Annotated in this window: 5 protein-coding genes; 3 read left to right on the top strand and 2 right to left on the bottom strand. The window is 70.2% G+C overall.

Annotation, left to right across the window (positions count from 1 at the left end):
• Nucleotides 1-30 precede the first annotated feature (30 nt).
• Nucleotides 31-627 (bottom strand): pyridoxamine 5'-phosphate oxidase family protein, encoded by a 597-nt coding sequence (locus ACFQ7Q_RS37630; protein WP_383563610.1) that lies wholly within the window; start codon nucleotides 625-627, stop codon nucleotides 31-33.
• Nucleotides 628-877: 250 nt separating this feature from the next.
• Here ACFQ7Q_RS37630 and argH point away from each other — a divergent pair, with 250 nt between their 5' ends.
• Nucleotides 878-2,305 (top strand): argininosuccinate lyase, encoded by a 1,428-nt coding sequence (gene argH / locus ACFQ7Q_RS37625; protein WP_383563607.1) that lies wholly within the window; start codon nucleotides 878-880, stop codon nucleotides 2,303-2,305.
• 12 nt (nucleotides 2,306-2,317) lie between these two features.
• Here argH and ACFQ7Q_RS37620 read toward each other — a convergent pair whose 3' ends face one another.
• On the bottom strand, nucleotides 2,318-2,827 hold the full coding sequence (locus ACFQ7Q_RS37620) for an HAD domain-containing protein (RefSeq protein WP_383563604.1): 510 nt from the start codon (nucleotides 2,825-2,827) through the stop codon (nucleotides 2,318-2,320).
• Between the two features lie 84 nt (nucleotides 2,828-2,911).
• Between ACFQ7Q_RS37620 and ACFQ7Q_RS37615 the strand changes: the two genes are divergently transcribed.
• Together ACFQ7Q_RS37615 and ACFQ7Q_RS37610 are read left to right on the top strand one after the other, a co-directional pair.
• The gene (locus tag ACFQ7Q_RS37615; RefSeq protein ID WP_383563601.1) at nucleotides 2,912-3,463 is read left to right on the top strand and encodes a TetR/AcrR family transcriptional regulator; all 552 of its coding nucleotides are present in this window, start codon (nucleotides 2,912-2,914) and stop codon (nucleotides 3,461-3,463) included.
• On the top strand, nucleotides 3,460-5,004 hold the full coding sequence (locus ACFQ7Q_RS37610) for an MFS transporter (protein WP_383563598.1): 1,545 nt from the start codon (nucleotides 3,460-3,462) through the stop codon (nucleotides 5,002-5,004). Before ACFQ7Q_RS37615 ends, ACFQ7Q_RS37610 begins: the two co-directional genes overlap by 4 nt.
• The last annotated feature ends 44 nt before the right edge of the window (nucleotides 5,005-5,048 follow it).

The raw sequence follows: 5,048 nt of genomic DNA, 5'->3' as shown, positions 1-5,048 counted from the left end.
CCGATCGCCGTCGGTCCGCGCCCCGCGGGCTCAGTGACCCGGCCGGGGGAGCGGCGGCAGCGGAAGCGGAATCCCCGGGAGTCCGTCGATGCTCGACGCGATGTGCTCCTTCTTCGTGAAGTACTCGCTCAGCGAGGCGTCGTCCTCGCGCGAGAACCGCCTCGCATGCAGATCGCGGTCCTCGTCGTAGGACATGAACGGCACCCCGTACCCACAGCTGTCCCGGACCAGCTCGGCGGTGACCACCACGATCGCGCGCAGTCCGTGCCGGGTGACATCGATGGCCGGGAAGTGCGCCAGCAGCCCCTCCCACCGCGGGTCGTCCCGGAACACGGGCTCGCCGCGCCCATGGACGCGCACGATGTTCGGCGGTCCCTGGAAGGCACACCACATGAGGGTGATGCGACCGTTCTCCCGCAGGTGCGCGACGGTCTCGGCGGTGCTGCCGGCGAAGTCGAGGTAGGCGACGGTCAGTTCGTCGACGACGGCGAAGGAGCCGGTCAGCCCCTTGGGAGACAGATTGACGGTGCCGTCGCCGTCGAGGGGCGCGGTCGCCGTGAAGAAGACGGGCTGGGCCTCGATGAAGGCGCGGAGTCGTCCGTCTATTCGTTCATGCGTTTTTCCCATGCCGCTGATTCTCCCGCGCCAGGACACGCGGGACGGCCGGTCTCACCTGGTGGCGCCCGGAAGCGCGCATTGACAGAACATACGGAGGACTGCATAGTTATGCCTATCGCATCGTCGAGCTCTCCGCGAAGACCGCCTCCCGGCGTGACCTCGCGCAACCCCTAGTCGTTCCACAGCCGCCTCCCCGGTCGTCCACCCGCCATGGGGAAGGCGGTCGCACATCTCCACCCTTGTCCTGAGGAGCACAGCAGTGAGCAGCAACAACGGTGACGTCAGGCTCTGGGGCGGCCGCTTCGCCGACGGCCCCGCCGAGGCCCTCGCGAAGCTGTCCGCATCGGTCCACTTCGACTGGCGTCTGGCGCCGTACGACATCGCCGGTTCCCGTGCCCACGCGCGCGTGCTCCACAAGGCCGGGCTGCTCACCGAGGACGAGCTGACGCGCATGCTCGCGGGCCTCGACCAGCTCGAGACGGACGTCGCCTCGGGCGAGTTCGTCGGCACCATCGCCGACGAGGACGTCCACACCGCCCTGGAGCGGGGCCTCCTGGAGCGCCTCGGTCCCGACCTCGGCGGCAAGCTGCGCGCCGGACGGTCCCGCAACGACCAGGTCGCCACCCTCTTCCGGATGTACCTGCGCGACCACGCCCGGATCATCGGCGGTCTCGTCGCCGACCTCCAGGACGCCCTCGTCGGCCTCGCCGAGGCGCACCCGGACGTCGCCATGCCGGGCCGGACCCACCTCCAGCACGCCCAGCCGGTGCTCTTCGCCCACCACGTCCTCGCCCATGTCCAGTCCCTCTCCCGGGACGCGGAGCGGCTGCGGCAGTGGGACACCCGGACCGCCGTCTCGCCGTACGGCTCCGGCGCCCTGGCCGGTTCCTCCCTCGGGCTCGACCCGGAGGCGGTCGCCAAGGACCTCGGCTTCGAGCGTGGCTCCGCGGGCAACTCCATCGACGGCACGGCCTCGCGGGACTTCGTCGCCGAGTTCGCCTTCATCACCGCGATGATCGGGGTCAACCTCTCCCGTATCGCGGAGGAGATCATCATCTGGAACACGAAGGAGTTCTCCTTCGTGACCCTGCACGACGCCTTCTCCACCGGCTCGTCGATCATGCCGCAGAAGAAGAACCCGGACATCGCCGAGCTGGCGCGCGGCAAGTCTGGTCGCCTCATCGGCAACCTCAGCGGTCTGATGGCCACCCTCAAGGCCCTGCCGCTCGCCTACAACCGTGATCTCCAGGAGGACAAGGAGCCCGTCTTCGACTCCTGTGACCAGCTGGAGGTCCTGCTGCCCGCCTTCACGGGCATGATGGCCACGCTCACCGTCAACCGGGAGCGCATGGAGGAGCTGGCCCCGGCCGGCTTCTCGCTCGCCACAGACATCGCCGAGTGGCTGGTCAAGCAGGGCGTGCCGTTCCGGGTGGCGCACGAGGTCGCGGGCGAGTGCGTGAAGGTCGCCGAGGCCGACGGTGTCGAGCTCGACGGGCTCACCGACGACCAGTTCGCCAAGATCTCCGAGCACCTGACCCCCGAGGTCCGCACGGTCCTCAACGTGCCGGGCGCGCTGGCCTCCCGCGACGGCCGGGGCGGTACGGCTCCCTCGGCCGTCGCCACGCAGCTCCTCGAGGTCAAGGCTGACCTGGTCGTCCAGCACGCCTGGGCCACCGCCAAGCAGTAGCACCCACCCGCGTCACAGCGCCGCCGCCCAGTCCGCGAGCGCGTCGAAGTCCGGCCGGATCAGTCCGATGCCGGGATCGACGCGCAGCAACAGGGCGGCGGCGAGGTGGTTCCGGTCCACGTACTCGTGGTCGTACGACGTGATGTCGTCGTCCACCCAGGCGAACGGCCGCCCCGCCGCGTACTCCAGGATGTACTGCGTCTTCCAGAAGGTCCCGCGAGGGGCCTTTCCGTGCATCTGGGGCCAGTCGATGAACGGCAGCTCGGGCAGCCCGAGGTGCGGCCCTATCCAGTCGTTCGCCTCGTCCTTCCAGGTCGTCGCCCAGACCAGCTCGTACGCCTCGGCCAGCGCGAGCAGCTCGGCCCCGTGGGCGGGATTCAGCCATACCCGCAGCGGCTTCGCCCCCGTCCAGCCGGTGGGCCTCATCCGGTGCGTGCCGTACCCCTCAGGACGGCGTTCGCGCTGAGCCGCGTAGGGATTCAGTGGTCCGTCCACATCGATCAGCAGCAGCGGCTTCGTCATGTCCACAGCATTCCTTCCCCCTCGTGATGAGGCGTCGATTTATCGAATGAGACATCCATGTCTCATTCGGTGTATGGTCGTCTCATGTCAGTCGACCGCACCCAGGTGCTCCGCACCGCAGCCGCTCTGCTCTCCCGGAAATCGACCGCCACCATGGACGAGGTCGCCCGGGCCGCGGGCATCGGCCGCGCCACCCTGCACCGGCACTTCGCCGGGCGGGACGCGCTGGTCAGGGCTCTGGAGGCGATGGGCCTCCGGGAGTTCGAGGCCGCGTGCGACGCCGCACGCCTCGACGACGGTCCGGCGGACGAGGCGCTCCGGCGGCTCGTCGTCGAAACGGAGCCCAACGCGCCGCTGCTGGCCTTCCTCGTCACCGAGAACCAGCTCTTCGAGGGCGACGACGTCGACGAGGGCTGGGCCCGGCTCGACGCGAGGGTCAGCGCCCTCTTCCGGCGCGGCCAGGAGGAAGGCACCTTCCGGATCGACCTGAGCCCCGCCTGGCTCACCGAGGCCCTCTACGGCCTCGTCTCGGCCTGTGCCTGGTCCGTGATGGACGGCCGGGTAGCCCCCAAGGACTTTCAGTACATGATCACCGAGCTGCTGCTCGGTGGCGCACGACGGAGCGTGGAGAAATGAGCACCACCCAGCAGCTGAACCTCACCAAGGGGACGGAGGCGAAGAGCCCCGGGCGATGGCTCGCGCTCGCGGTGCTCGTCCTGGCGGTCCTGCTGGTCGCGGTGGACGCCACCGTACTCGGTCTGGCCACGCCCTCGCTCAGCGAGGACCTCAAGCCGTCCGGCACGCAGCTTCTCTGGATCGGCGACATCTACTCGTTCGTCATCGCCGGCCTGCTCGTCTCCATGGGCTCGCTCGGCGACCGGATCGGCCGCAAGAAGCTGCTGCTGATCGGTGCGACGGCCTTCGGCGCCGTCTCCGTGCTCAACGCGTACGCCACCAGCCCCGAGATGATGATCGTCGCCCGCGCGCTCCTCGGTGTCGCCGGTGCGACGCTGATGCCGTCGACGCTGGCGCTGATCCGGAACATCTTCCACGACCCCAAGGAGCGCAGCCTCGCCATCGGCATCTGGGGCGCCACCGCCTCGGCCGGTGCGGCCATCGGCCCGGTGATCGGCGGAGCGCTGCTCCAGCACTTCTACTGGGGCTCGGTCTTCCTCATCAACCTGCCCGTCATGGCCGTCCTGGTGCTCGTCGGCATCAAGCTGCTGCCCGAGTCCAAGAACCCGGTCGCCGGCCCCTGGGACCTGATCAGCGTCGGGCTCTCGCTCGTCGGTGTCATCGGAGTCGTCTACGCCATCAAGGAAGTCGCCTCGCACGGTCTGACGTGGGAGGTCGTGGCGGCCGCCGCCATCGGCGCGGCCACCCTGTACGCCTTCGTCCGCCGTCAGCACACGCTGGCGTCGCCGCTGCTCGACATGCGGCTGTTCAAGCACCGGGGCTTCTCGGGCGCGGTCCTGGCCGACCTGCTCACCGTCTTCGGACTGTCCGGACTGGTCTTCTTCCTCTCCCAGTTCCTGCAGCTGGTCCAGGGGCGCGAGCCTCTGGAGGCCGGTCTGGCCGAACTGCCCGCCGCCATCGGCGCGGTGGTCACCGGTCTGATCGCCGGCCGGTACGCCCGGCGGTTCTCGGTACGCGCCGTCGTCGCCGGCGGCCTCGGCGCGATCGGTCTCGCGCTCGCCGTCATCACCCTGGTCCACAAGGAGACCGGCTACCCGCTGCTCGGTGCGGCCCTGCTCGTCGTCGGCCTCGGCGCCGGATTCTCGTTCACCGTCACCGCCGACGTGATCCTCTCCAGCGTGCCCAAGGAGCAGGCGGGTTCGGCCTCCGCGGTCTCCGAGACCGCATACGAACTGGGCGCGGCGCTCGGTATCGCGCTCCTCGGCTCGATCGTCACCGGCGTCTACCAGGGCTTCGCGACCCCGGCCGGAGTCCCCGCGGACGCGGCCGCGGCGGCGCACGAGTCGCTCGGCGGTGCGGTCGAGGCCACCGCCGGCCTCGCGCCGGACGCGGCGACCGCCCTGGTCTCCGCGGCCCAGGTGGCCTTCGTCGACGGCCTGCGCATCGCGGCGGGCGTCGGCGCGGCGGTCCTCCTCGCGACGGCGGTCGCGGCCTGGTTCCTCCTGAAGGGCCAGAAGCTGGAGGACGGCGTCGAGCACTGACGCTCAGGCGTCACAAGCGAGTGGGCCCCGCACGGCGACTGCCG

This window comes from Streptomyces sp. NPDC056527, assembly GCF_042794475.1.
GTDB lineage: Bacteria > Actinomycetota > Actinomycetes > Streptomycetales > Streptomycetaceae > Streptomyces.
This window is presented reverse-complemented; position numbering and strand designations above follow the sequence as displayed.

Bases quoted from the DNA above. Each gene is read 5' to 3' on its own strand.
- ACFQ7Q_RS37630 (WP_383563610.1), bottom strand. From the start codon at position 627: ATGGGAAAAACGCATGAACGAATAGACGGACGACTCCGCGCCTTCATC.
- ACFQ7Q_RS37620 (WP_383563604.1), bottom strand. From the start codon at position 2,827: ATGACGAAGCCGCTGCTGCTGATCGATGTGGACGGACCACTGAATCCC.
- ACFQ7Q_RS37615 (WP_383563601.1), top strand. From the start codon at position 2,912: ATGTCAGTCGACCGCACCCAGGTGCTCCGCACCGCAGCCGCTCTGCTC.
- ACFQ7Q_RS37610 (WP_383563598.1), top strand. From the start codon at position 3,460: ATGAGCACCACCCAGCAGCTGAACCTCACCAAGGGGACGGAGGCGAAG.